Source organism: Pseudoxanthomonas sp. UTMC 1351, assembly GCF_040948865.1.
In the GTDB taxonomy this organism is placed as follows: domain Bacteria; phylum Pseudomonadota; class Gammaproteobacteria; order Xanthomonadales; family Xanthomonadaceae; genus Pseudoxanthomonas_A.
The window spans coordinates 224,373-248,594 of the sequence record NZ_JAVGJT010000008.1 but is presented as its reverse complement, the minus strand read 5'-3'; the positions used below and the strand labels follow the sequence as shown (position 1 = coordinate 248,594).

21 protein-coding genes are annotated in these 24,222 nt (G+C 62.6%); 14 read left to right on the top strand and 7 right to left on the bottom strand.

The annotated features are described in order from the left end of the window. Window positions 1–8 precede the first annotated feature (8 nt). Both AB6O04_RS06970 and hemF read left to right on the top strand, forming a co-directional pair. Window positions 9–566: a hypothetical protein gene (locus AB6O04_RS06970; protein ID WP_368563104.1), complete on the top strand. Its 558-nt coding sequence runs from the start codon at window positions 9–11 to the stop codon at window positions 564–566. Window positions 567–635: 69 nt separating this feature from the next. Then, a complete protein-coding gene (hemF, locus tag AB6O04_RS06965) occupies window positions 636–1,649 on the top strand; it encodes an oxygen-dependent coproporphyrinogen oxidase (RefSeq protein WP_368563103.1) in 1,014 nt (337 codons plus the stop codon). Window positions 1,650–1,767: 118 nt separating this feature from the next. Here hemF and AB6O04_RS06960 read toward each other — a convergent pair whose 3' ends face one another. Both AB6O04_RS06960 and polA read right to left on the bottom strand, forming a co-directional pair. Next, complete coding sequence (locus AB6O04_RS06960) at window positions 1,768–2,253, bottom strand: DUF421 domain-containing protein (RefSeq protein WP_368563102.1); 486 nt, start codon at window positions 2,251–2,253, stop codon at window positions 1,768–1,770. Between the two features lie 555 nt (window positions 2,254–2,808). Then, complete coding sequence (gene polA, locus AB6O04_RS06955) at window positions 2,809–5,568, bottom strand: DNA polymerase I (RefSeq protein ID WP_368563101.1); 2,760 nt, start codon at window positions 5,566–5,568, stop codon at window positions 2,809–2,811. Between the two features lie 98 nt (window positions 5,569–5,666). On the opposite strand from polA, the gene AB6O04_RS06950 reads away from it, so the two are divergent. Continuing rightward, entirely contained in the window at window positions 5,667–5,978 is a 312-nt protein-coding gene (locus AB6O04_RS06950) for a DUF2782 domain-containing protein (RefSeq protein ID WP_368563100.1), read from the top strand. Window positions 5,979–6,171: 193 nt separating this feature from the next. Here AB6O04_RS06950 and uvrD read toward each other — a convergent pair whose 3' ends face one another. Continuing rightward, window positions 6,172–8,364, bottom strand: coding sequence for a DNA helicase II (uvrD, locus tag AB6O04_RS06945; RefSeq protein ID WP_368563099.1), 2,193 nt, complete (start codon window positions 8,362–8,364; stop codon window positions 6,172–6,174). Between the two features lie 246 nt (window positions 8,365–8,610). Further along, window positions 8,611–9,225 (bottom strand): TIGR00645 family protein, encoded by a 615-nt coding sequence (locus AB6O04_RS06940; protein WP_368563098.1) that lies wholly within the window; start codon window positions 9,223–9,225, stop codon window positions 8,611–8,613. Window positions 9,226–9,335: 110 nt separating this feature from the next. Between AB6O04_RS06940 and AB6O04_RS06935 the strand changes: the two genes are divergently transcribed. The 4 genes from AB6O04_RS06935 to AB6O04_RS06920 all read left to right on the top strand — a co-directional run bounded on the left by AB6O04_RS06935 (window position 9,336) and on the right by AB6O04_RS06920 (window position 15,120). After that, the gene (locus tag AB6O04_RS06935; RefSeq protein WP_368563097.1) at window positions 9,336–10,037 is read left to right on the top strand and encodes a glutathione binding-like protein; all 702 of its coding nucleotides are present in this window, start codon (window positions 9,336–9,338) and stop codon (window positions 10,035–10,037) included. A 54-nt stretch (window positions 10,038–10,091) separates the two neighbouring features. After that, entirely contained in the window at window positions 10,092–12,332 is a 2,241-nt protein-coding gene (locus AB6O04_RS06930; RefSeq protein WP_368563096.1) for a DPP IV N-terminal domain-containing protein, read from the top strand. Window positions 12,333–12,358: 26 nt separating this feature from the next. Then, window positions 12,359–12,808, top strand: a complete 450-nt coding sequence (locus AB6O04_RS06925; protein ID WP_368563095.1) for a cytochrome c oxidase assembly factor Coa1 family protein — start codon at window positions 12,359–12,361, stop codon at window positions 12,806–12,808. Between the two features lie 476 nt (window positions 12,809–13,284). After that, window positions 13,285–15,120 carry a DUF885 domain-containing protein gene (locus tag AB6O04_RS06920; RefSeq protein ID WP_368563094.1) on the top strand — a complete coding sequence of 612 codons (1,836 nt, stop codon included), beginning with the start codon at window positions 13,285–13,287 and terminating at the stop codon, window positions 15,118–15,120. A gap of 156 nt (window positions 15,121–15,276) precedes the next feature. Here the strand turns inward: AB6O04_RS06920 and AB6O04_RS06915 are convergent, their stop codons facing one another. Then, the gene (locus tag AB6O04_RS06915) at window positions 15,277–15,747 is read right to left on the bottom strand and encodes a hypothetical protein (RefSeq protein WP_368563093.1); all 471 of its coding nucleotides are present in this window, start codon (window positions 15,745–15,747) and stop codon (window positions 15,277–15,279) included. A 245-nt stretch (window positions 15,748–15,992) separates the two neighbouring features. Between AB6O04_RS06915 and AB6O04_RS06910 the strand changes: the two genes are divergently transcribed. The 5 genes from AB6O04_RS06910 (at window position 15,993) to hemB (ending at window position 20,725) form a co-directional block, all read left to right on the top strand. Then, complete coding sequence (locus AB6O04_RS06910; protein ID WP_368563092.1) at window positions 15,993–17,012, top strand: pteridine-dependent deoxygenase; 1,020 nt, start codon at window positions 15,993–15,995, stop codon at window positions 17,010–17,012. A 70-nt stretch (window positions 17,013–17,082) separates the two neighbouring features. Next, window positions 17,083–17,331: a hypothetical protein gene (locus AB6O04_RS06905; protein WP_368563091.1), complete on the top strand. Its 249-nt coding sequence runs from the start codon at window positions 17,083–17,085 to the stop codon at window positions 17,329–17,331. A gap of 178 nt (window positions 17,332–17,509) precedes the next feature. After that, the gene (locus AB6O04_RS06900; protein WP_368563090.1) at window positions 17,510–17,980 is read left to right on the top strand and encodes a hypothetical protein; all 471 of its coding nucleotides are present in this window, start codon (window positions 17,510–17,512) and stop codon (window positions 17,978–17,980) included. Then, on the top strand, window positions 17,973–19,589 hold the full coding sequence (locus tag AB6O04_RS06895) for a PA domain-containing protein (RefSeq protein WP_368563089.1): 1,617 nt from the start codon (window positions 17,973–17,975) through the stop codon (window positions 19,587–19,589). Before AB6O04_RS06900 ends, AB6O04_RS06895 begins: the two co-directional genes overlap by 8 nt. Window positions 19,590–19,735: 146 nt before the next feature. Then, entirely contained in the window at window positions 19,736–20,725 is a 990-nt protein-coding gene (hemB, locus tag AB6O04_RS06890; protein WP_368563088.1) for a porphobilinogen synthase, read from the top strand. Window positions 20,726–20,834: 109 nt separating this feature from the next. Here hemB and AB6O04_RS06885 read toward each other — a convergent pair whose 3' ends face one another. Together AB6O04_RS06885 and AB6O04_RS06880 are read right to left on the bottom strand one after the other, a co-directional pair. Then, window positions 20,835–21,560, bottom strand: a complete 726-nt coding sequence (locus tag AB6O04_RS06885; protein WP_368563087.1) for an outer membrane beta-barrel protein — start codon at window positions 21,558–21,560, stop codon at window positions 20,835–20,837. Window positions 21,561–21,956: 396 nt separating this feature from the next. Further along, complete coding sequence (locus AB6O04_RS06880) at window positions 21,957–22,850, bottom strand: TolB family protein (RefSeq protein WP_368563086.1); 894 nt, start codon at window positions 22,848–22,850, stop codon at window positions 21,957–21,959. Between the two features lie 68 nt (window positions 22,851–22,918). On the opposite strand from AB6O04_RS06880, the gene aroE reads away from it, so the two are divergent. Both aroE and AB6O04_RS06870 read left to right on the top strand, forming a co-directional pair. After that, the gene (gene aroE, locus AB6O04_RS06875) at window positions 22,919–23,767 is read left to right on the top strand and encodes a shikimate dehydrogenase (RefSeq protein WP_368563085.1); all 849 of its coding nucleotides are present in this window, start codon (window positions 22,919–22,921) and stop codon (window positions 23,765–23,767) included. 28 nt (window positions 23,768–23,795) lie between these two features. Then, window positions 23,796–24,134 (top strand): hypothetical protein, encoded by a 339-nt coding sequence (locus AB6O04_RS06870; protein WP_368563084.1) that lies wholly within the window; start codon window positions 23,796–23,798, stop codon window positions 24,132–24,134. Window positions 24,135–24,222: the final 88 nt, after the last annotated feature.

Genomic DNA, 24,222 nt, shown 5'->3' with positions numbered 1-24,222 from the left:
AGAACTCTGTGGCCACTATCAGCACCGCGATGCCGCGACGGTCGCAGTTCGTAACCGTCATGGCCGTGATTTCGATCGTGCTGGGAATAGTCGGCACCGCCTACGGTCTGTTGCAGATGGTGGTGGTCACCGTCCTGCTCGACAGTGACTCCGTGAGAAGCGCCTTCGCGGAAATACCGGCTGAAAGCCTGCCGCCGTTTGCCAACGGGCTGATAGCCTACCTGCCAGCGATGGGCTGGGGATTCGTGTTGATGTCAGGCGCTTTCCTGGCTGCATCGGTAGGCTTGCTCAAGCGTTACGAATGGGGCCGACTGTTGTTTATCGTCTTCATGGTGGTAGGCGCGGCGGCGAACTTCGTGGGTGTATGGCTACTGGCCGCCGTGTTCGACTGGCTGCAATCGCTGCCGGTCTCCGCAGATGCCGCGTATCTGCAAGCCGAGCTGGCGCAACTGCGCGTCACGTCGCTGGCGATGACGTCCGGCAGCGCCGTCGTGTTCGCCGCGCTGCATGGTTGGATCGTCTATCAACTGTGCACGCGCGCCATCCGGTCCGAGTTCCGGCGGTGACGCGCAAGGTTGAGTGCTTCGTGAGAGCCGCGGCGCGAGATGGTCGCCACCGCCGTTAGAATGCGCGGCATGAACGAATTCGACGCCGTACGCGATTACCTGACCGGTCTGCAGGACCGCATCTGTGCCCAGATCGAGATGGCCGACGGCCACGCCCGGTTCAAGGAAGATATCTGGACGCGATCGGAAGACGGTGGTCGCCCGGCGGATCCTGCCTCCCGCGACACTGGCCCGTCCTTGGGCGGCGGTCGCTCCCGGCGTCCTGCCTCCCGCGACACTGGCCCGTCCTTGGGCGGCGGTGGGCGTACCCGCATCCTGCGCGACGGTAACGTGTTCGAGCAGGCCGGCATCGGCTTCTCCGATGTCTCGGGTAACAAGTTGCCGCCTTCGGCTTCCGCCCATCGACCTGAGCTGGCAGGTGCGTCCTGGCGCGCGGTCGGTGTCTCGCTGGTATTCCACCCGCGCAACCCGTATCTGCCGACCACCCACGCCAACGTGCGCCATTTCCGTGCCGAGCGCGAAGGGCAGACGGTGGCATGGTGGTTCGGCGGCGGCTTCGACCTGACCCCGTTCTATGCGATGGATGACGACGTGCTGCACTGGCACCGCACCGCGCGCGCGCTGTGCGAACCGTTCGGCGGCCAAGCGCGGTACGACGCGCACAAGCGCTGGTGCGACGAGTACTTCTTCATCAAGCATCGCAACGAGACGCGTGGTGTCGGCGGATTGTTCTTCGACGATCTTGGGGAGGATTTCGGTTCCGACTTCGCTTACATGCGCGCGGTGGGCGACGGGTTCCTGGACGCGTACCTGCCCTTGGTTGATCGCCGCAAAGACATGCCATATGGCGAACGTGAGCGCGAGTTCCAGTTGTACCGGCGTGGCCGCTATGTCGAATTCAACCTGGTCTACGACCGCGGCACTTTGTTCGGCTTGCAAAGCGGTGGCCGCGCCGAATCGATCCTGATGAGCTTGCCGCCGCGTGTGCGGTGGGAGTATGGCTATACGCCGGAGCCCGATAGCCCGGAGCAACGCCTCAATGATTATCTGAAGCCGCGCGACTGGTTGAACGAACTGGCGTGATGTCCGTGGGCGCGTTACGGCCTTGTTTTTGATGCTCCTTTCCCCGGATTGACCAGCCATTCGGCTGTTAAAAGCCACTGCGCTGCATTGGGCCATTACGGCTCACAGTAGCTCCGTGTCAGTCGCGACTGACGACAGTGATATGACCGTTGGTCTCCAGCACCGCCATGCGGATATCGTCGACCTCCTCGATACCGGCTTCGCGCATCGCCTTCTCGAAGTCGGCACGGCTCACCAGCTGGCGCCGCAGCACCTCCTTGTAGACCTTGCCGTCGCGCGCCAGCAGCACCGGCGTGCCTTCCACCAATGCCTCGATCTTGTCGCTACGCGCCGATACCAGCCCGACCAGTCCATTCAGCGCGATCAGCGTGGCGGCCAGCAACAAGCCGCCGGCCAACGAGTTGTCGCTACCCAGCAACGCGTTCTGGACCGCGTTGCCCAGCAGCACCACCAGCAGCATGTCGAACGCGGTGAACTGACCCATCGTGCGTTTGCCCGACAGCCGGATCATCGTCAGCAACACGAAGTACACCACGCAGGCGCGCAGGACGAATGCCCACCAGGGCATCGATAGCTCGAACATCTGGTCGAATTCGGCGTGCATGGCATGTCTCTTGATGGATGCGACGCCACGTTAGAGGTTTTTCGTGCCGGGTGGGTTCCGGATCAATCACCGTTCGCTGTTGTAGGAGCGCCGTCTCGGCGCGAGCTCTTCGCTTTCTATCGCAATCTGACGGGAAGAGCTCGCGGCGGGACGCCGCTCCTACCGCCGGGCGGCGCTCCTACAAGGGCTTCATCGATGGTTGATTATGAAGAACCCGCATGGCTAGACATCGCCATCACTAATCTTCAGGCAATAAAAAGCCCCGCAGACCAGGGGGGGATCAGCGGGGCCAGGGAACGTGACCTGGGGAGGGGTCGCCGTTCCGGGGAGATCACTCCAGGGGATGGGAGAGATCCAGCGACAGACCTTGCATCTGTCGCGACCTATATGACCATTTCAGGCATGGATGGTTCGTGAAGATTTCCGTTAGTAAACCGTAAGATTTATTGGAGATTCAGTTTACTAAACCCGTAAGTTCATTAATGTACCTGACTGAAAATCACGGTCAATCTCCATAAATTACTGTTCTTCAACGACTTTGCGGTTCGGGCCTCCTCAATGCGCCTCGTCCCAGTTGTCCCCAACCCCGCTATCGACCATTAACGGAACGGAGAGTTGCGCCGCACCGGCCATCAGCCGGGTCGCTTCGCTGAGCAGCGTCGGCACGAAATCCTCGTCCGCTTCGAACACCAGTTCATCGTGCACCTGCAGGATCATCAAAGCCCGCTGACGATAGTCCGCCAACCAGGCATCCACGGTGATCATCGCGCGTTTGATGATGTCCGCCGCGGTGCCCTGCATCGGCGCATTGATCGCGGCACGCTCGGCACCGGCACGCTGGCCCTGCGTGCCCTTGTTGATGTATTCCAGATACAGACGTCGGCCGAAAACCGTCTCCACGTAGCCATACTCGCGCGCCTGCTGGCGAGTGCGCTCCATGAAATCGCGCACGCCGGGATAACGGCTGAAATACAGGGCGATGTAATCCTGGGCTTCGCCGCGGCCGATGCCCAGCTGACGCGCCAGGCCGAATGCGCTCATGCCATACATCAAGCCGAAATTGATCGCCTTGGCGGCACGGCGTTCATTGGAAGTGACTTCCTCCATCTTGCGGCCGAACACTTCCGCGGCGGTGGCTTTATGGATGTCGGCACCGGATTCGAACGCACGCACCAGGCCGGGGTCTTCTGACAAGTGAGCCATGATGCGCAGTTCGATCTGCGAGTAGTCGCAGGCGATCAGCTTGCGGCCTGGCGGAGCGACGAATGCCTTGCGAATGCGCCGCCCGTCCTCGGTGCGGATGGGAATGTTCTGCAGGTTGGGATCGGTGGACGATAGCCGGCCGGTGGCGGCACCCGCCTGGTGATAGCTGGTATGCACGCGACCGGTCACCGGGTTGACCATTTCCGGCAGCTTGTCGGTGTAGGTGCTGCGCAGCTTCGCCAGTCCGCGATATTCCAGAATGACGCGCGGCAGTTCGTGCTGGTCGGCGATGGCTTCCAGCGCTTCTTCATTGGTGCTGGGTTGTCCGGTTGGTGTTTTCAGCACCGCAGGCAATTTCAACTCATCGAACAACAACGCCTGCAACTGCTTGGGCGAGTCCAGGTTGAAGCTGCGCCCCGCCAGTTCGGTGGCTTTCTGCTGCGCCGCCAGCATGCGCTTGGACAAGTCCGCACTTTGCCGCCGCAGTTCTTCGCCGTCGATCATGACGCCGTTGGCTTCGATCGAAGCCAGCACCGGCACCAGCGGCATTTCGATCTCACGGTAGACACGCTGCAATCCAGGCTCGGTAACCAGCTTCGGCGCGAGCACACGGTGCAGCCGTAGCGTGATGTCCGCATCCTCGGCGGCGTAACGAGTGGCATCGTCCAAAGCAACTTGCGAGAACAGGATCTGTTTGGCGCCCTTCCCCGCCACTGCTTCGTACTTGATGGTCTCGTAGCCCAGGAAGCGCTTGGCCAGGCTGTCCATGTCGTGGCGGTTGCTGCCGGAGTTCAGCACGAAGCTCTCCAGCATGGTGTCGTCGCTGTAGCCAGCAACGTCGACGCCGTGGCGGCGCAGCACCTGGAGATCGTACTTGCCGTGCTGGCCGAGCTTTTTCTTTCCCGCGTCGGCGAACAATGGCGCCAGCCGCGCCAATGTGGACGCGCGATCCAGCTGCGCTGGAGCGCCGGGATATTCATGCGCCAGCGGCAGGTATGCCGCCTTGCCCGGCTCCACTGCGAAACTCAGCCCGACCAGATTGGCCCGCATCGGATCCAGGCTGTCGGTTTCGCTATCGAAAGCGAATTCGTCGGCTTGGCGCAGGCGTTCGATCCAGGCTTCGAGTTGCTCATGCGTCAATACAGTTTCATATTCGCCGGGCGCGGATAGTTCCGCATCCACGACGGCTTCGATCTCGGTGGACGAGGCAACGCGTCCGGTACCACGCGCACGTCCCGGCTCTTTTTCCTGCAGCGGTGCGACAACGCCGCCATCCAGTTCCTTGAGCGCCTGGTTGAATCCGTAGCGCGCGTACATTTCGCGCAGCGTTTCGACGTGGCGCTCGCGCAGGGCCAGAGTTGTGGGCCCGCCTTCCAGCGGTACGTCGGTCTTGATGGTGACTAGCTGGCGGTTCAACGGCAGGCGCGGCAGCGCCGCGCGCAGGTTTTCGCCGATCTTGCCCTTGACCTGATCGGCGTTGGCGATGATCGCATCCAGCGTGCCGTATTCGCCCAGCCATTTGGCTGCCGTCTTGGGGCCGCACTTGTCCACACCAGGCACGTTGTCCACCGTGTCGCCCATCAGCGCCAGCAGATCGACGATCTGTTCCGGGCGTACGCCAAACTTATCGATCACCGTCGCTTCGGAATCCAGGCGGCTGCCGCTCATGGTGTTGACCAGCGCGATGCCCGGACGCACCAGCTGGGCGAAGTCCTTGTCGCTGGTGGAGATGGTCACTTCCATGCCTTCGGCCGCGCCTTGCAGGGCCAAGGTGCCGATCACGTCGTCGGCTTCCACGCCGTCGATGCAGAGCAAGGGGAACCCCAACGCCTCGACGATCCGGCGCATGGGTTCCACCTGGGCCCGCAGTTCCTCCGGCATTGGCGGACGCTGAGCCTTGTATAGCGGATAGAGCGCGTCGCGGAACGTCGGCCCGCTGGCGTCCAGCACGAAGGCGACGTAATCGGGCTGCTCCTTCAAGGTGGAACGCAGCATGTTGACCACGCCGAACAGCGCGCCGGTGGGTTCGCCGGCGGCGTTGGTCAGTGGCGGAAGCGCATGGAAGGCGCGGAAGAGATAGCTGGAGCCGTCGATCAGTACGAGTCGTGTCATGGCGGGATTCTACCTCCCCTGCTTCCCGCGTCCGCCATCACGGCGCGGTTCTGCCGGCCGGGCGCATAATCCGGACATTGGTAATCCGAGGAACCCGTATGTCCCGCACGACTCTGCAAATCGCGCTGCTGTTGTCCGGCACACTGGCCTTGGCCGGCTGCGCCGCCTTTGGCGGTGCTCAAGACGATCCCAACGTGGATCTCGCCGACGCCCAGGTGGCCGTCCGCACCGAAAAGAACGGTGATGTGATCGAGGAATACCGGGTTGGCGGAGCGCTGAAGATGGTCAAGGTGGTTCCCGCACGCGGGCCTACCTATTACCTGATCGACGAAAACGGCGATGGCCGCCTGGACAGCAGCAAGGGCGAAGGCCCGGTGTCGCCGGTGTATTGGAAGCTTTACGGCTGGTAGGGCGGCATCGCCTTATAGGAGCGACGTCGGTCGCACCGGTATCTAAAGCTCTTAGACACGGATCAACGCAGATAAACACGGATGAAAAGCAATGAATGACTTATCCGCTTTTTCCGCGTTAATCCGTGTCTAAAGCTCTTGGATTTCGGACTGCGACTCACGTCGTTCCTACATATCTTCCGCAAGCTATCCGCTATACCGCCTGCAGGTTCGCGTAGGCCAGCACCAGCCACTTGCTGCCTTCGTTGTCGAAGTTGACCTGCACGCGCGCGTGCGCGCCGCTGCCTTCGTAGTCGATGACGACACCACGCCCGAACTTCGCGTGCTGGACGTTCTGGCCCAATTTCAACGCGGGTGTTTCGATAGCGGCATGTCCGAAGTCCCGCCGCGGCGCATAGCCCGGCACCGGCCGGGATACCTGTACCCGCGGACGAACCTCATGCACCAGGTTGGCCGGAATCTCTCGCAGGAAGCGCGATGGAATACCGTACATATCCTGGCCGTGCAGGCGCCGCGCCTCGGCGTAGCTGAGTATTAGTTTCTGCCGCGCGCGGGTGATGCCCACGTAGGCCAGCCGGCGCTCTTCTTCCAGCCGACCGCTTTCGTCCAGCGACTTGTTGCTGGGAAACAGGCCTTCTTCCAACCCCGCCAGGAACACCAGCGGAAACTCCAGTCCTTTGGCCGAATGCAGCGTCATCAGCTGCACGCCATCCTCGCCGGCCTGCGCTTGGCCTTCGCCGGCTTCCAGGGCCGCGTAGGACAGGAACGCCACGAGTTCCGTCATGCCTTCGTCGCTTTCGTCGTCGGCGATGTCCATTTCTCGGCGCACGAAGCGCGAGGCGACCGAAACCAATTCATCCAGGTTGTCCGTGCGCGAATCGAGCTGGCCGCGACTTTCAGCGGCGTAATGGTCACGTAGCCCGGACCGCATCAGCACGTGATCGATCTTGTCTTTCAGTTCCAGCTCGCCGGTCTCGTCGGACAAGCCATCGATCAGTGCGAGGAATGCCGCCAGCGCGTTGCGTGCCCGCGCCGCCAACGCCGTGCCCGTGGCGATCCGGCGTGCACCTTCCCACAAGGGCACCGCGCCATCACGCGCGCATTTGCGCACTTCGTCCATCGTGCGGTCGCCGATGCCGCGCGTCGGCGTATTAACCGCGCGTTCGAATGCCGCATCGTCATCGCGATTGGCGATCAAGCGCAGATAAGCCAACGTGTCCTTGATTTCGGCGCGCTCGAAGAAACGCATGCCGCCGTAGACGCGGTACGGCACCTGCTCGGCCAGCAATGCTTCTTCGAAGGCTCGTGATTGCGCGTTGCTGCGATAAAGAATGGCAGCGTCGCTGATGCTGCCGCCATCGCGCACCCACTGGCGGATGCGTTCGACCACGAAGCGCGCTTCGTCGATTTCGTTGTAGGCGGCGTACAGGTCGATGGGATCGCCATCGCCCGTATCGGTCCACAGCTGCTTTCCGATACGGCCGGGATTGTGCGCGATGACGCCATTGGCGGCATTGAGGATGTTGGCGCTGGAGCGGTAGTTCTGCTCCAAGCGGATCGTCTGCGCACCGGGGAAGTCGCTCAGGAAGCGCTGCACGTTCTCAACTTTGGCGCCGCGCCAGCCGTAGATGGCCTGATCGTCGTCGCCGACCACGAATACGTGGCCGCTTTCGCCCGCCAGCACACGCACGAAGGCGTACTGAATGGCGTTGGTGTCCTGGAATTCGTCGACCAATAGTTCGCCGAAACGTGCGCGGTAATGCGCCAGCAATGCCGAATTGTCGCGCAGCAATTCATGCGCGCGCAGCAACAGCTCGGCGAAATCGACCAACCCCGCACGGTCGCAACGCTCCTGGTACAGCGCGTAGGCACGGCGCAGCGTGTCGGTCCATACGTCCTCGCCTGGCTGGATGTGCTGCGGGCGGCGGCCTTCGTCTTTCTGCGCATTGATCCACCAGCCGATCTGGCGCGGCGGAAAGCGCGCTTCGTCCAATTCCATCTGCTGCACGACTCGCTTGATCAGGCGAAGCTGATCGTCACTGTCCAGCACTTGGAAGGTTTCCGGCAACTTGGCTTCCTGCCAATGCAACCGCAACAGGCGATGAGCCAGACCATGGAAGGTGCCGATCCACATGCCTCGGCTGCCATTGCGCAGCTGCATGTCGGCGCGCGCGCGCATCTCGCCGGCGGCCTTGTTGGTGAACGTCACCGCCAGAATGCCGTGCGCCGGTACGCGGTGCACCTCATTCAGCCAGGCGATGCGGTGCGTCAGCACGCGCGTCTTGCCGGAACCGGCGCCGGCCAACACAAGATAGTGGCCCGACGGCGCCGAAACGGCTTCGCGCTGCGCGGGGTTCAGATCATCGAGTAAGTGAGAGACATCCACCGCGGCATTTTACAGGAGCGGCGAAGCTGCCGGTCTTTTTCTTTGTAGAGCGGAGCTTGCTCCGCTGCTTTTCGTGACAGCCCCAATTACCGGCACGTTGCGGTCAAAAGCAGCGGAGCAAGCTCCGCTCTACGAGAAGCGAAGCGGCTATTTCCTACGCCTGCCGTTGCGACGGCCTCATTGCCATTAACCCGGCACCATCACGGAGCTTGCTCCGCTCTACGAGAGAAGCAAAGCACCCTGGAATCAATGCGCCGCGTGCTCGCCCTTGGGCTTCGCCGTGACATGCAACATCAAACGGTCGGTGTAGGCGATGCCGACCGCCGACAGGATGAAGACGCAGTGGATGATGGTCTGCCACATCACGCCCGCTTCGGTGAACTTGCTGCCCGGCATCCCCAGGTCACCGACTTCGATGAAGGTCTTCAGCAGGTGGATGGAGGAGATGCCGATGATCGCCATGGCCAGCTTCACCTTCAGCATGCTGGCGTTGACGTGGCTCAACCATTCCGGCTGGTCGGGGTGGCCTTGCAGGCGCAGGCGCGACACGAAGGTTTCGTAGCCGCCCACGATCACCATCATCAGCAGATTGGAGATCATCACCACGTCGATCAGGCCCAGCACGATCAGCATGATCGCCACTTCGGCGCTCGGGCCCCCATCGGCCAGCTTGGCGGCTTGCTCCGCCTCACCGCTGTGCAGGAACACCTCGCTGACCAGATGCACCAACTCCACGCCGAACTGCCAGACATACACGCCCTGGGCGACGATCAGTCCCAGATAGAGCGGCAGCTGCAACCAGCGGGAAGCGAAAATCAGATTCGGCAAACTGCCAAGACGTGCTGCGGAAGGCTGGGACATGTGCGGGATGCTGCGTTGCGGGGATGCGGCAGGTTACCGGCAGTCTGTGACGCTGCCAACCCGACCGCCGGCGCTAAACTCGCTCTCCCCCATAGCGAAGGCGAACTGCCGTGATCGACTTTTACTACTGGCCGACACCCAACGGCCACAAGATCAGCCTGTTTTTAGAGGAAGCCGGCCTTCCCTACAACATAAAACCCGTCAATATCGGCGCGGGCGATCAATTCAAGCCGGAATACCTGGCCATTTCGCCCAACAACAAGATGCCGGCCATTGTCGATCATGCCCCCACCGATGGCGGCGCGCCCATCAGCGTGTTCGAATCCGGCGCCATCCTGATGTATCTGGCGGAAAAAACGGGACAGTTCCTTCCCGCGGACCTGCGCAGCCGCGTGGCCACCATGGAATGGCTGTTCTGGCAGGTGGGAGGACAGGGCCCGATGACAGGACAGGCGGGGCACTTCAACGTATATGCGCCCGAACCCATTCCTTACGCCATCGATCGGTATGGACGTGAGGTGACCCGCCTGCACGGTGTGCTGGACAAGCGACTGGCCGAACATGCTTTCGTGGCCGGCGACGATTACAGCATCGCCGACATGGCCATCTATCCATGGGTCGCGGCCTACGACAAGCTGCCGCCGGATTTCGATGCGTTTCCGCACCTGGCCCACTGGCATGCGACCATCGCGGTGCGTTCCGCCACCCAGCGCGCCTACGCGCTGAAGACACAAGTAAATCCGGAAGCAGGCAAACCGCTGAGCGATGAGGAACGCAAACACCTGTTCGGCCATGGCCAGACGCCTAAGTAAGCCCTCGCCGCACGTGACAGACTATGACGCTGTGATGCCGAACCGAGATTCTCCATGCGCCCTGCGTTGCTCGCCCTGATGATGCTGACTTCCTCCGCTGTCGCCACCGCCGCCCCGCCCGGCCAGAGCGGACTCACTCTTGAGGCGATCACCGGCAATGCGCCACTGTCCGGTCCTACGTTGACCAAACCGCAGATTGCGCCGGATGGATCGCGCGTGACGTTCCTGCGCGGCAAGGAAAGCAACCGCAACCAGCTGGATCTGTGGGAATACGACGTGGCGAGTGGGCAGACGCGCTTGCTGGTCGATTCGACGGTGGTGTTGCCGGGTGAGGAAACCTTGAGCGATGAGGAAAAGGCGCGCCGCGAACGCCAGCGCATTGCGGCGTTGTCGGGCATCGTCGATTACCAATGGTCGCCGGATGGCAAGGCGCTGCTGTTCCCGTTGGGTGGCGAGTTGTATCTGTACGATCTGGCGAACAGCGATAAATCCGTCGTGCGCAAGCTCACCGCCGGTGGCGGTTTCGCCACGGATCCGAAGATCTCTCCCAAAGGCGGCTACGTCAGTTTTGTCCGTGACCGCAACCTATGGGTGATCGAGCTGGCGAATGGCCGGGAGCTGCAACTGACGTTCGACGGATCGGACACCATCGGCAATGGTGTTGCCGAGTTCGTCGCCGACGAGGAAATGGACCGCCACACCGGCTACTGGTGGGCGCCGGACGATTCGGCAATCGCGTTTGCCCGCATCGACGAATCGCCGGTACCGGTACAGAAGCGCTACGAGGTCTACCCGGATCGCACCGACGTCATCGAGCAGCGCTATCCGGCTGCCGGCGACCGCAACGTCGGCATCCGCCTGGGTGTCATCGCACCAACAGCGAAAGCGGAACCGCGCTGGATCGATCTTGGCAAGAACCCGGACATCTACCTGGCCCGCGTGGATTGGCGCGACCCGCAACGGTTGACGTTCCAGCGTCAGTCGCGCCATCAAAAAACACTGGATCTGATCGAAACGGTGTTGGCGACCGGCAAGCAGCGCACGCTCGTCACTGAAACTGCCAAAACCTGGGTACCGCTGCACAACAACCTGCGCTTCCTGAAGGACGGCCGCTTCATCTGGGGTTCCGAGCGAAGCGGCTACGGCCACCTTTATCTCGCCTCGGAAGATGGCGCATCGTTGGCTCCTTTGACCCAGGGCGAGTGGGTGGTGGATGCACTGCTGGCGGTCGATGAAACCAAAGGCATGGTCTATTTCAGCGGCACTCGTGATTCGGCACTGGAAAGCCATCTCTACGCCGTCCCGTTGCAGGGTGGCGACATTCGCCGGTTGTCGACGGCGCCCGGCATGCACGGCGTTGCGTTCGCCAGAAACGGTAGCGTCTATGTCGATAGCTGGTCGAACAACGAAACCGTGCCGCAGATCGAACTGTTCAAATCCGACGGCAGCAAGATCGCCACCCTGCTGACGAACGATGTGACGGACCAGGCGCATCCCTACGCGCAATATCGCGGCGCGCAGCGACCGGTGGAGTTCGGCACGTTGGCGGCGGCCGACGGCGAGACGCCGCTTCATTACAGCCTGATCAAGCCGGCAGGATTCGATCCCGCGAAGAAGTATCCCGTGGTGGTCTACGTTTACGGCGGCCCGGCGGCGCAGACGGTGACACGCGCGTGGCCGGGCCGCAGCGATGGTTTCTTCAACCAGTACCTGGCGCAGCAGGGTTACCTGGTGTTCTCGCTGGACAACCGCGGCACACCGCGCCGGGGCGCGGCGTTCGGCGGCGCGCTGTATGAAAAACAGGGCACGGTGGAAGTCGCCGACCAGCTGCGCGGTGTGGAATGGCTGAAGGCGCAATCATTCGTCGACCCGCAGCGCATCGGGATCTATGGTTGGTCCAATGGCGGCTACATGACACTGATGATGCTGGCTAACCACAGTGAGGCTTACGCTTGCGGTATCGCCGGGGCGCCGGTGACCGACTGGGCGCTGTACGACACGCATTACACCGAGCGCTACATGAATCTGCCCCTCGTCAATCCGAACGGCTACCGGCAAGGCAGCGTCTTCACGCATCTGGGCGGGCTGACATCCAAACTGCTGCTGGTCCACGGTATGGCCGATGACAATGTCTTGTTCAGCAATTCGACCAAGCTGATGAGCGAACTTCAGAAGCGCGCCACACCGTTCGAACTAATGACCTATCCCGGAGCCAAGCATGGCCTGCGCGGGAATGATCTGCTGCACCGCTACCGATTGAGCGAAGACTTCTTCAACCGTTGCCTGAAACGCTAAGCGCCTAGCGCTGCCACGGAGATCACATGAACGCCACGAACGTACCGCAACCAAACTGGTGGGGACGCAACTGGAAATGGTTCGTGCCAGTGCTAGCCGTGGTGATGTTGGCGCTGTTCGCGGCATTTTTCGCTGCGATCTTCGCTTTCGTTTTCGGCATGATGAAATCATCGGAGCCTTACCGGGAAGCAGTGGCGCGCGCCACGGCGAATCCGCAGATCGTCCAGGCCCTGGGCGAACCGATCGAATCCGGTTACTTCGTGCAGGGCAATATCAGCACACAGGGGACCACCGGCGAAGCCAATCTGGCTATCCCGCTGAAGGGCCCGAAAGGCAGCGCCAAGGTCTACGTGGACGCCAGCCAATCCGCTGGACGCTGGGAATACAAAACGTTGGTGGTCCAGATCGAAGGCAGCCATCAGCGCGTCGATTTGCTGGAAGGCAACGATGAGTTGGAAGTTCAAAGCGAGTTCTAGAGATTTCTAGACGATTCTCATCGAGCGCGTTCGCCTGCTTTCGGATGGTGATGGAAGAGCAGCCGAGCCCCCAAGGGGATGCAAGCACAAGCTCGGCTCTACAAAAGCACGGATGAATTCCTTGTGGGAGTGGTACCGGCATGCCGGTACCGGTAAGTCGCGACGTTGATGTTTCCGGTCGCGACTCACGTCGCTCCCACAATGATGCCTTCACCGGCATGCCGGTGCGACTCCCACAATGATGCCTTGTCGACACTGTCGCCATAGCGGCTAGACAGTCGATATAGGATCTCGGCTCTACCTAGAGCGAGGGCCTCTGAAAGCCTGGGTGTGGCTTCGTCGAGTCTGAAATAACGCGGTTGCCGGTCCGCCTGCAACAGAAAGACGCAATTTTGGGACAGCCATTCCATGACGTGAGACAGGCTCGGGGTATCACTGTTCGGTGTAGCTTCCGTCTTTCACCCTGGAGAATGCTGATGAAACCACTCGTCCTTGCGATTGCCTTGGCGCTGGTCGCGCCACTTCCTTCCCTGGCGCAGACCGCGTCCAAGCCCGCCGCGCAAACACCCGCGCCCGCGCCCGCATGGGTCGCCAAGAGCAACGAGTACGCGCATATCCTGCTGAATGCGCAGGCGCCATTCCAACCGGAAACCCTCAGCTTTTTCGGCGTTCCCGGTTACGACGATCAGGTAACCGATCTGGGCCCGGACAACAGCCGGCGTTATCGCGACGCCGTTGCGAAGGCCAGCGCCACGTTGCAGGCCAGGCTTGCGACGGAGCGCGACCCCAACGTCCGCCAGGATCTGGAGATCATGATTGCCGCGGCGGCCGAGAGTATCGAAGGCAGCGAGTTGAACGAACGGTTGATGCTGCCGTGGACCGATGCACCACGACAGGTGTTCACCGGAATCAATGGGCTGCTGTCGAAACAAACGTCGCCCGAACGCCAGGCCAAGGCAGTGGATCGGCTACAGCGCTACGTGGGCCTGACCGCCGGCACTTCGCCGTTCACTCAACTCGCGCGCGAACGCTACGAAGAAAAACTGTCCAACGCGGCGCTGCTCCCGCCGACCAAACTGGAGGTCGAGCGCGCTCTGGACAACATAGAGACGTACGCGGCCGGCATACGCAAGCTATTCGCCGAGTACAAAGTCGCGGGCGGCGAGGAAGCGCTTGCGGCCATGGATCGCCAGTTCAAGGAATACGCCGCGTGGGCACGCAGCACCGTGCTGCCGAAAGCACGCACCGATACTCGCCTACCGCCGGAACTGTATGCCTATCAACTGAAGCAATACGGCATCGATATCGATCCGGCCGTGTTGATGCAACGCGCGCAGCTGGAGTTCATCGAAACCCGCGCGATGATGCAGCAGATCGCACCACTGGTGGCCAAAGCCAAGGGCATCGATGCCACCGATTATCGCGACGTGATTCGTGGCTTGAAGAAGAGCCGGATTCCCAACGAACAGCTGGAACCGCACTACCGCGGCGTGATCGACGCCATTGACCCGATCATCGAGAAGAACCGGATCGTCGACGTGCCCCAGCGCCCGATGCAGATGCGGCTGGGCTCGGAAGCCGAAAGCGCCGCGCAACCCGCACCGCATTTCCTGCCTGCGCCGCTTATCGGCAATACCGGCCAGCAAGGCACCTTCGTGTTGCCGCTGGGCAATCCGGGCAAAGGCGACAAGAGCGAACAGTACGACGACTTCAACTTCGACGCGGTGACCTGGACGCTGACCGCGCACGAAGGCCGCCCCGGCCACGAGCTGCAGTTCACCGCGATGGTGGAGCGCGGGATATCGCTGGCGCGCACCATGTTCGCTTTCAACTCGGTCAACGTGGAAGGCTGGGCGTTGTACGCGGAAGCCGAAATGGTGCCGTACGAGCCACTGGAAGGTCAGCTGATCGCGTTGCAGTTCCGGCTGATGCGCGCGGCGCGCGCCATGCTGGATCCGATGCTCAACCTGGGCCTGATTGACCGAGCGCGCGCCGGACAGGTGCTGGAGAACGAAGTCGTGCTGTCCAAGCCGATGGCACGGCAGGAACTGGACCGCTACACGTTCAATGCGCCGGGCCAGGCCGGCAGCTATTTCTACGGCTACAGCCGCATCATGGAGCTCCGCGTGCAGACGGAGCTGGCATTGGGCGACAAGTTCGACCGGCTGGCGTTCAACAACTTCCTGCTGGATCAGGGCCTGCTGCCGCCGGATCAGTTGGCTAAAGCGGTGAAGGAACAGTTCATTCCCGTCCAACACGTTTGTCTCCGGTCGCGAGTCCGGGCACATCGCGCGCAAAGCGAAAGCTTTTAGACACGGATTAACGCGGATGGGCACGGATGGGCACGGATGAAAAGCGTTCATTGCTTCATCCGTCTTCATCGCTTTATCCGCCTTCATCCGCGTCGATCCGTGTCCAACGCTCTTGTCGTCGGTCACGAGGGAGACCAATCGGCGTCTGCAACATGTTTATTCCGGCTTGACCGGCGTCGGATTCGGCTCCACCACCGAGGCCGGATCGACCGCCGCACCTGGCGGAACATAGATCGCTACGCCGGCCGCGCTGCGCTGGGTGGTGGGAATGCCGATGCCGACGCCGCCGGCGCTGTGGCGACCATAACTGCCGGCCCCGACCGACATGCCCACCGGTGAACCGCTGGAACCCACGCCCATCAACACGACGCCATTGGCGCCCAGTGCGGCGGCTTCGCGTTTCAAACGGGCGATCGCGGCATCGGTTTGTCCTTGCGTGCCGAAACCGACTGCGCTGGTCGATTCCAACTGCGCGATTTCGACCGATCCAACCGGCGGCGTGCGATACACCTGGACCTGGCTCGGGTCGACCGGTGGACGCGCCTGGCCCAGCATGACCTTGGATGTATTGGCGCAGCCACCCAGCAGCAGGGACAGCGCCAGTAGAGGAGCGAGTCGGAACGACATGGCGATTCTCCCAATGGATTCGACCGGATGATCCGCCGATTCGGCTGAATAATGGCCTATCTGGATTGAAGATCGCATCACGCGAAGCTTTTCCTTCTCCCCTCAGGATGAAGGACGGGCGCCGCCCCCGGACCCAAACCGTGCTGACCGCGGCGGCCGGCCTGAGAGTGGGCTGGCAGCTCCGAGGGCGGAGGAACCCCGGCGAGTTATCATTTACGGTCTTCCATGGGTCCGCATTCCGCACGATGAGCGTTCTTCCCGACTTGCAGCGCGCGCCGTCGCGGCTGGCGGTCGACTATGTCCATGCCGCCACCCCGGGGCCGTTGCTGGGCCTGCCCGAAACCCTGGCGGTATTCGGGTTCGGCGAGCTGGCGCCGGCGCCCACGACGGTCGGCGATGCGCGCTATTTGCGGGTTCCCCTGCCTGCCTTGCAGGGCGTGGCGCCGTTCGAGGTCTGGCGCGCCTCCGGTCCGGTGACCCAAGGCATGGACGGTCCCATCGCGCATAGCAGCGATGGCGAACTGCAGTTCGGTGCGCTGGAAGTACAGGAGATCGAAGGCAACATCCTGTACGCCAGCGAGCTCGCTTACGCACAGCTCAGCGCTTTCTGGCGCAGCAGCGGTTATCCGCATGTGCTGCGCATCTGGAACTATCTGGACGCCATTACCGACGGCGAAGGCGATGGGGAACGCTATCGGCAGTTCTGCGTCGGCCGCGTGCGCGGCCTGGGAGGCATCGATACTTCCCGCCTGCCCGCGGCGACGGCCATCGGTTGCCGGGACGGCCGGCGCGTGCTGCAGGTGTACTGGCTGGCATCGCGCTTACCCGGCACGTCACTGGAGAACCCACGCCAAACCAGCGCCTACCGGTATCCGCGCGAGTACGGCCCGCAGTCGCCGAGCTTCGCCCGCGCACTGCTGCCGCCGGCCGCCGCGCAGGTACCGCTGTTCCTGTCCGGCACCGCCAGTATCGTCGGCCACGCTTCGCAGCACGCCGACTCGCTGCGGGCGCAGCTGGACGAAACCCTTGCCAACCTGGACAGCCTGTTGGCCATCGCCCGCGGACGCGCACCCGCGCTGCCACCGCACTTCGATGGGACTTCACGCCTGAAGGTCTACGTGCGCGACGAGGAAGATGCCGCGGCGGTCGCCGCGCAGCTCAGTGCGCGGCTGGGCAGCGGCGTGCCTTATCTGATGCTGCAAGCCGATGTCTGCCGGCGGGAACTACTGGTGGAAATCGAAGGCATGCACGGCGTATCGGCTTGATCTTGCCGCCGACGCGTCTATATTGCTGCCAGGCGCACGCACTGGCGTGCCAACAATGGGATGGAAGCGAATGGGACTGATCAGTCTGTTGTGGGGCATCGTAGCCATGATCTGGATGGTACTGGCGCTGATTCCCCTATTGGGTTGGGGCAATTGGTTCCTGATCCCATTCGCCGCGGTGGGCGCCATCATCGCCGCGGTCGGCATCCTTTTCACCTCCCCCGAGCGGCGCGGCCGCGCCAAGGCCGGCCTGGTCCTCAACGGCATCGTCATCGTGGTCGGCATCGGCCGCCTGGTGCTGGGCGGCGGCATCATCTAGGGCGTGCCATCTCTCGCTGCAATGCGGGATTGAACTTGCAGCAGCGGTAGGAGCAGACTGCGATACCGGCCAGTTCCCCAGGGGCTTCACGTCTGGCCGCAGTCACTCCTGCGCGTTCGCCCGGTTGCTCAACACGGGCAGGCGCAGGCATTCCCTGTCGCATGCTATGGAGAGTGCAATGAATCGAAACCATCGTTCCCGATGGCTGCTGGCGGCTATCGCCGTCGGCATGGCCACGCACGCCACGGCGCAAACCGCCGATCCCCAAAAGCCTTTGCAAGCCGTACAAGAGACGTCCGCCGACAGCCGGGTCGCTATAGACCCCGTTACAGGCAAATTGCGGCCACTGACCGCGCAAGAACGGCAGCAACTCAGCGCACAAGACGCCAGGAAGGCGCGCCGCAGCGAACCGTTAGGCGCGGCGAGGAAGGGCTTTATTGCGCCAGCGACCGAAGCCGAAGCGCAGGCCGCACAACGTCGTCTGCCCAACGGAGGCCTGGCGCAACAGGTGCCCGAAAGCATGATGACCCAGTTGATGGTCACGCGTGACGCCGATGGGCAGCTGCGCATTCAGCACGCAGGCGAAGGCGACGATGGCACCCCAGGTGACACCCATGCGGAAAAACGGGAGGGCGCCGCCCATGAATAAGCTTTCTTCGCTTGCATCCGCTCTTTGCCTCGCACTGGCGGCAGCCTCTTCGGCATCGGCTGCCCAGTTGGTGCTGGTCAGTGGCGACGTTGGCACCGGCTTGGGCTTGGAAGATCCCACGCCAAAAGCTCCCGAAGGGCTCAATCCCGGCACGACGCTGGGCGAGCAACGCACCCTGGCTTATCTGTTCGCCACCGACTTATGGGGCGCGGTGCTGGAAAGCGACGCTACCGTCTACGTCGGCGCCAGCTTCCAACCCCTCGCCTGTACGCCTACCAGCGGCACTCTGGGTTCGGCCGGCACCACTTTCGTTTTCACGGACTTCGCACCAGGCGTTGTGCCTGACACATGGTATTCGTCGGCGCTTGCGGACTCCCTGGCCGGTAGCGATCTGAATCCGGGTTTTATCGACATCAACTCGCGCTTCAATGGCGATATCGGCGTCAATCCCAATTGTCTTACCGGATCGGACTGGTACTACGGACTGGACGGCAATACGCCCGCCGGAAAGATCAACTTCCTCAATGTGGTGATGCACGAAATCGGCCACGGCCTGGGCTTCCAGGGCTTCACCAATTCGGCCGGCGGGTTCTTCAATGGTCGCCAGGACATCTACTCGACGTACGCCTACGACAACGTGCTGGCCAAGCACTTCCCGGAGATGAGCGTTGCCGAACGAAGTGCCGCGCTGCGCAACACCGGGCACCTGGTCTGGTCGGGCGAAACCGTCAATGAGCAAGCCGCGTTGGTGCTGGACAACCGCAGCGTGCTGAGCATCAGTTCGCCGGGAGCCATCGCCGGCAGCTACGAGATCGGCTTTGCCGGGTTCGGGCCGGCGCCCACTAGCGCCAATTTCGCCGGCACGATCGTGGCTGCGCTTGATGGCGGCACCAGCACGTTGGATGCATGCGAACCGATCGCCAACGCGGCGGCCATTGCCGGCAATATCGCCTTGGTCGATCGCGGCAGTTGTGCCTTCGTGATCAAAGCCGCCAACGTGCAGAACGCCGGTGCCGCCGGCATGTTGGTGGCCAACAATGCGACGGGTGCGCCGGCACTGGGTGGCTCGGATCCGAGCATCACCATTCCCAGCGTAAGCGTGTCGCAGGCGGATGGCGCACTGATCCGGAACAACCTGCCGGCGCAAGCCAGCTTCATGATCGATCCCACGTTGCTGCAGGGCGCGGACGATCAGGGCCGGGTGCGTCTGTACGCGCCCAATCCGTATGAAGGTGGTTCGTCGTTCTCGCACTACGACACGGCACTGGTGCCCAATGCGCTGATGGAACCCGCCATCACCGCCAGTCTGCGCGGTAACTACAACATCGATCTGACGCCAGCACTGTTCCAGGACCTCGGCTGGCAGGTCAATCCGGGCAATGCGCGCATTGGCAATTGCACCACCAATGTGGACGTGGTGGGCGATGGCGGACTGATTCCTGGCGCGAATGTGCAGGCCTGGAGCAATCTCTGCCTGCGCACCAACAGCAGCAAGGGCGCTTATCAGAGCTGCATGGACCGCTACAAGACGCACGCGCTGAGCGTGGGGATACTCTCGGGCAATCAGGGCGGCAAGGTGATGTCCTGCGCCGCGAAGATACCCAAATAAGCATCAAGGTTCGATCTGGCCGGCGTCGCGAGACGCCGGCTTTTTTATGCGCCGGTTGCTGCATGCGCGTGCTCGCAACTCAAGCGCCACGGGCACAGGCGTATTATTCGCAAACCCCAAGGATGCAACCCTTCCAGGAGCTGCGAATGGCCTTCCCCTATACCCGCCCGCGCCGCATGCGCCGCGACGAATTCTCACGCCGGTTGATGCGCGAGCACGTGCTGACGGCCAATGACCTGATTTATCCGGTTTTCGTGCACGAGTTGGAGGGCCGCCAAGCCGTGCCTTCGATGCCTGGCGTGGACCGCGTGTCGATCGACGAACTGCTGAAAGTCGCCGAACAGGCCGTCGAGCTGCGCGTACCTGCGCTGGCCCTGTTTCCGGTCACCGCGCCAGCAGCCAAATCGCTGCAAGCCGAAGCCGCTTGGGACGACGAAGGTCTGGCGCAGCGCGCGGTGCGCGCGCTGAAGCAGCGCTTCCCCGAGCTGGGCGTGATCACCGATGTGGCGTTGGATCCGTTCACCACGCACGGGCAAGACGGCATCATCGACGACAGCGGCTACGTGATGAACGACATCACCGTGGAAGCGCTGGTCAAACAGGCGCTATCGCATGCGCGTGCCGGTGCCGATGTCGTCGCACCGAGCGACATGATGGACGGCCGCATTGGCGCCATCCGCACCGCGCTGGAAGAAGAAGGCTTCGTCCACACCCGCATCATGGCGTACTCGGCCAAGTACGCCTCGGCGTTCTATGGCCCGTTCCGCGATGCGGTGGGCAGCGCAGGCAACCTGGGCAAGAGCAACAAATACAACTACCAGATGGATCCGGCCAACACCGACGAAGCGCTGCACGAAGTGGCACTGGATCTGGACGAAGGCGCCGACATGGTGATGGTGAAACCGGGCATGCCCTATCTGGACGTGGTGCGGCGGGTGAAGGACGAATTCGGCGTACCGACTTTCGCCTATCAGGTCAGTGGCGAGTACGCGATGCTCAAGGCCGCCTACGCCAACGGCTGGTTGGACGAGAAAGCCTGCACCCTGGAGGCACTGACCGCGTTCAAACGCGCGGGTGCCGACGGCGTGCTCACGTACTTCGCCCTGGATGCGGCGCGCTGGCTGCGTGAAGGCTGAAATCTCACTTCGCTTCACGACGACCTTTTGTAGGCTGGAACTCTGGTCGCGATCAAAAAAAAACGGGAGCCCTTCGGCTCCCGTTGTCGTTGCAGCTCAGAACAGATTTTCAGAAGCGGGCTTCGACGCCCAGCATCACCGTGTCGGCACGGTTGAACTCGCAATCATCGTAATCGACGCAGTCGTCGTAGTTGTATTCGTCGGCGTAGACGTAGGCGGTGTAGACCAGGGTGACGTTGAGGTGACGGTTGATGTCCACGCCGATGCCCAGTCCGGCGTACCCGCCGTCGGTGGAGAAATCGCCGTAGGAAGTGTCCTGATCGGCGCTGAAGTAGCCGCCACGCGCAACGGCGAACCAGCGGCTGCCGCCGAAGTTGAAGCGAGCGTTGGCGCCGATCGCGCCAAAAGTGGCCTCCGGGATCAGAAAGCCGTCTTCGCGGGTTTCGTCGAGCCGGCCGCCCGAGATCTCCACGCCCACCTGCGCCCAGGGGCCAGTCTGCCAGCGGTAGCCGGCGCTCACGGCCGTCGCGCGCTGCTCGATGTCATCGTAGATCCAGCCGCGCCCGCCCTGCACACCTACGAAGAAGCCACCCTGGTCATCACGGGCAGGAGCACGGGATGCCGGAGGGGCAGCGTAGGACTGGGGCTGGGGCGCCGCAATGGCCTGAGGCGCAGCGGGTGACGGGGGCTGCGCAGGCTGATCGCCCTGTGCCGCTGCCTCGGTGGCCTTTTCTTTATTCCGATACTCGTCCCATGCGGGCGAGAACGACTGTGCGTTCGCGTGCAGGGCGAAGGCAGCCAACACGAGCGGTAGGTAACGAACGGGGTGTTTCATGGATGATCCTCTCCTTGGCGATATGGAATGTTTCCCAGGTCCATGCGTGATCGAACGGCCATACCAGGCAGGTGCCGGGTGGCCGAACCGGAATGTGCACACGCCGCCCGCACCGCCAACGATGGAAGGTGCTTTCGACGAAATCGATGAAAGGCAGGTCAGAACGCAAAGCCGCCAGCTTCATGCGACGGAACACCCACTCCCCTGGGCGGCGGAAACATTGGAGTGCGGCATGCAAGCTGTCAAGTCGGTGCGCGCCCGACATGCCCTAGACTTCCCTTTTGCAGGCACGGCATCTGTAGGAGCGGCGTCCCGCCGCGAGCTCTTACCGGATTTCATGGCAATCCAACCGAAGAGCTCGCGGCGGGACGCCGCTCCTACATCAGGTGGTGTAGATCACGGCAAACAACCTGCCTTGCCGCGACTGGCAGGCGCCAACGCGCGGTAGATATCCAGCTTGCCCGCCTTCGGTGAACGTGCGGAACCGGTGACCAGGATCTCGCTGGGCTTGGAAACATCGACGACTGGCCCGAGCGTCGCACCTTCGGCGGTGTTGAACGACAGCGTCCACGGCGCGATGTTCGAGTAAGCCTTGCCATCGCACTCCGCCACAAACAGACGGATCGGTTGTGTTTCGACATTCTGCGAGCGCGCAAACACCAGCGCATTGCCACCATCCAACCAGGCTGCGTCGAATTCATCCGCCGCGGTATTGACGCCCGGTACTGGTCGCGGATCGACGAACGCCTTGCCGTCCCAGCGCGCGACGAATAGATCGTGCCGGCCGGCGCCGCCGAAGCCGTCACTGGCGAACATTAGCCAACGGCCATCCACGCTGGACAGCGGCGCCCATTCGTTGCCGGCGCTGTTGACGCCGCTGCCAAGGTTTTCAGGCGTACCGAAGCTGCCATCGCTGTGCACTGCGGCCCGGTACAGATCATCGCCGCCGCGGCCGCCGGCACGATTGGAAAAGAAGTAGAGCCAGCGTCCATCGGCGCTGAATGCCGGGTCGAAATCGTTGGCGGAGGAGTTGATCGGCAACGGCTGCGGATCGGTCCAGCGTTTGTCGCGCAGCCACGCCTGCCACAAATTCCAATCGCCGGGGCCGCCGTCGCGGTCGGTGCTGCCCCAGACGATGCGCTGGCCGTCGGGGCTCACGCTGGCGCGGACTTCGTTGCCACGCGTGGACACCACACCCATGCCTTCAATGCCAAACTCAGCCAGACGCGCTTCGGCCAGCTGCGCCGCTGCGGGGCCGCAGAGTAGACTGACCGCGATTGCGGCTGCCATGAACCTACGTTTCACGTTCATCGTTTCCCGCGCCTGTTACCTTTTCCCAATCCCGTTTATACCAATCTATGACTACTCGCCGATATGCTGTTTTTGGTCATCCGGTCGCGCACTCGTTGTCGCCGCGCATCCATGCGGCGTTCGCGCGGCAAGCCGGCATCGATCTTTCCTATGTAGCCATCGATGCGGCGCCGGAAGCTTTCGCGACGGCGCTTGAGTCGTTCGCGACCCAAGGCGGCGCCGGCGCCAACGTCACGCTGCCATTGAAGGAGTCCGCGTTTGCGCTGTGTCAGCGAACCACCGAGCGTGCCAAGCGAGCGGGCGCTGCCAATACGCTGACGCGCCGAGAGGGACAATGGCATGGCGACAACACCGACGGCGTTGGCTTGGTCCGTGACCTGACAGGCCGCCAAGGCGTGGATTTGCGCGCGCGGCGCACGCTGTTGCTGGGCGCCGGCGGCGCGGCCCGCGGCGTGGCAACCGCATTGCTGGATGCCGGCGTGGAAGAACTGATCATCGTCAACCGTACGCCGGAGCGCGCCGATGCGCTGGCCGATGCGCTGGGCGAGCCGGAACGCGCGCATTCCCGCTATTGGGAAAGCCTGCGCGACGAAGGCGATTTCGAACTGATCATCAACGCCACCGCCGCCGGCAGAGTTGGCGGAGACGATCTGCACCTGTCTTTCACGCTGACCAACAGTCGCACGCTCGCGGTGGACCTGAGCTATGGCGAAGCCGCCATCCCGTTCCTGTCCTGGGCCAGAGCGGCGGGTTGTCGCTCCGTGGTGGACGGCCTGGGCATGCTGGTTGAACAAGCTGCCGAGAGCTTCGAAGTCTGGCACCACGTGCGTCCTGATACCGACGCGGTATATGCCAGCCTGCGCGAACAAAATGCAGTACTAGTGACGGCAGACTAACGGGGATTCGAGCATGGATGGGATGGGGATGCAGGTGCTGACGCTGGTGGGATACCAGCTTCCGGGGCTGATCGCCGCCGTGGTGGCGCTGGCCATGCTGTGGACATCGGCACGTTCGGGCCCCGCCCGCACCAAAGGACTGATCGGTGTTGGTTTGACATTGTTTGCTGCAATCTGCGGTCTTGGGATGAGCGTGCTTCAGGCTTGGATGTTTTCCGGCAAAGACACTGCGACGGAACTGCAACAGTTCTTCGCCGTCATGGGAGCGGTCGGCATTCTGCTGAACCTTCTGCTCGCCGCGGGCTTGGTGCTGACCGCATGGGGTTTGTGCCAAGCCACGCGTTCGGGTCCGCAAGCCCCGCATTGAGCCTGGCGCGACGCCTCCTGTCGCGCACGTAGAACAAAACCACATAGCGGCGGCGTTATCTGGAATAGGAATCGGCACGGCTTTGCGT